Genomic DNA, 1756 nt, shown 5'->3' with positions numbered 1-1756 from the left:
AACTAAAATCCAGTCATTACAACCGGACAGGCCGCTTGGGCCTGTCCGGCTGCAGCTTTATTACCAACGATAACTCACCGTGGTGCAACAATGCAGTGGTCAAGTCTTTTCGGGCACAAAGATAGATTGGCTTTCAGCCAAAAATTTGAGTGAGACATTATTAATTAATAAGTGGGAAATAGCACATCAATGTTCTATACTTTGCAAAGCAATATAAGTACATTAACATCAACTTAAAAATAATAAGAGCACAAAACCTTAAAGCACTCATCTGGGTCTGGAGACATATATGGCTACTCAACAATTAAATTCATTTGCGAGTGATATATCCAAAATCAATATTTTTAAAAGAACACCTTCACAAAAATTTGCTAGAAATGACATTTTAGTCCATCAAAGCATCGACCCAAATTCACGGATGCTCGAAGCTGGAAAAATTTTGGCTTCTGGGGGCAGTCTTTTTATAGAAGAACAAAACCGTCATAAAAAATAATTAAGGAATATGAATGGCTGATTGTTTCCCTAGGACTTCAGGCACACCAAATCAATCACCTCTTTATTGGGTACAAAACAAAGACCGCTATTTACGTCAGCTTCTAATAAAAGATATTGAAGCGCTCACTGGTAGAGAGTTAGTTGTTTATTTTACCGATTGCGACAATACCGACGCCCAAATTGATCAAAGTGACGATGTGGCTTTTCATGAATTGCTCGATAAAACCCAAAATAAAGTCATCGATTTATTATTAGAGACCAATGGTGGTTACACTGATGCAACTGAGAAAATTTGTAGTCTTTTAAGGCAAGCCACATCCGATCTTCGTGTTATTGTCCCCCGCAGGGCAAAAAGCAATGGTACTGTAATTGCGCTTTGTGGAAAAAGTATTTTAATGGGTATCCAATCGGAACTCGGCCCAATTGACCCATCTCTGAGCGGGGTGCCTGCGGAATTTATTGTAAACGCACCTCACGGCACAATGAATCCCATTGACCTTCAATATGCCAACTCAGTAAGGAAGCAAACAAGAAAATTAGCAAAATCGTTATTGATTTCCGGCATGATGAGTAGTTTCTCAGAACAAGAAATCAACGAAACTGTGGAGAAATTAGCTACCAAAAATCATTATCATTCCCACGGCTCATCTATCGATGCAGACGAAGCATCACGCCTAAATTTAAGCATTGAAAAATTAGCCCCAGATGATGACCTCTGGAAGAAAATCTGGCTACTAAGAACCATGTATCAACACGATTGCATGGTTAATGGATATTCAAAATTATTCGAAGGAAATTTTGTTAGCTCTGCAGTTGTTGCTAAAAGATCTACTTCTTAATACCGAAAAACCAAACTTAACTCAAAAACGATAGAAACAATATTGGTTTTAATCATATAGCCTGAAGAATTTAACCTTACGGGCTATCAATATCTACTATTTCCGAAACATAAACCAACAAATCACCCGGCTGGCAGTCGAGAAATTCGCAGATTTTTTCCAGGGTTTCAAAACGCACGCCTTTCACTTTACCTTGTTTGAGCAAAGACAAATTAGCCTCGGTGATGCCGACATATTCCGCTAACGCCTTGGATTTAATCTTGCGCTTGGCCAGCATCACATCAAGCTCGACAACGATAGCCATATCAAACAAAAGACGCGTTTTCTTCAGCCAGTTTTTGGCCTTGGCTGATCACACCCGCCATCAACCAAACCATGCCGGCAAAAAACAACAGCAATAACTGGTCGGAACCTACGCCAAT

Annotated in this window: 2 protein-coding genes; one reads left to right on the top strand and one right to left on the bottom strand. The window is 39.5% G+C overall.

Annotated features, from left to right (window positions below; translation table 11 throughout):
* Positions 1 to 506 precede the first annotated feature (506 nt).
* Complete coding sequence (locus tag C0512_RS15435) at positions 507 to 1334, top strand: hypothetical protein (RefSeq protein ID WP_290863177.1); 828 nt, start codon at positions 507 to 509, stop codon at positions 1332 to 1334.
* 76 nt (positions 1335 to 1410) lie between these two features.
* Here C0512_RS15435 and C0512_RS15430 read toward each other — a convergent pair whose 3' ends face one another.
* Complete coding sequence (locus tag C0512_RS15430; RefSeq protein ID WP_290863175.1) at positions 1411 to 1638, bottom strand: helix-turn-helix transcriptional regulator; 228 nt, start codon at positions 1636 to 1638, stop codon at positions 1411 to 1413.
* Between the last annotated feature and the right edge of the window lie 118 nt (positions 1639 to 1756).

It is taken from the genome of Flavobacterium sp. (genome assembly GCF_013822155.1).
Taxonomy (GTDB): Bacteria; Bacteroidota; Bacteroidia; order Flavobacteriales; family Flavobacteriaceae; genus Flavobacterium.
Note: the sequence above shows the minus strand (reverse complement) of the source record. Positions and strands in the feature narration are given on the sequence as shown.

Bases quoted from the DNA above. Each gene is read 5' to 3' on its own strand.
- C0512_RS15435 (WP_290863177.1), top strand. From the start codon at position 507: ATGGCTGATTGTTTCCCTAGGACTTCAGGCACACCAAATCAATCACCT.
- C0512_RS15430 (WP_290863175.1), bottom strand. From the start codon at position 1,638: ATGGCTATCGTTGTCGAGCTTGATGTGATGCTGGCCAAGCGCAAGATT.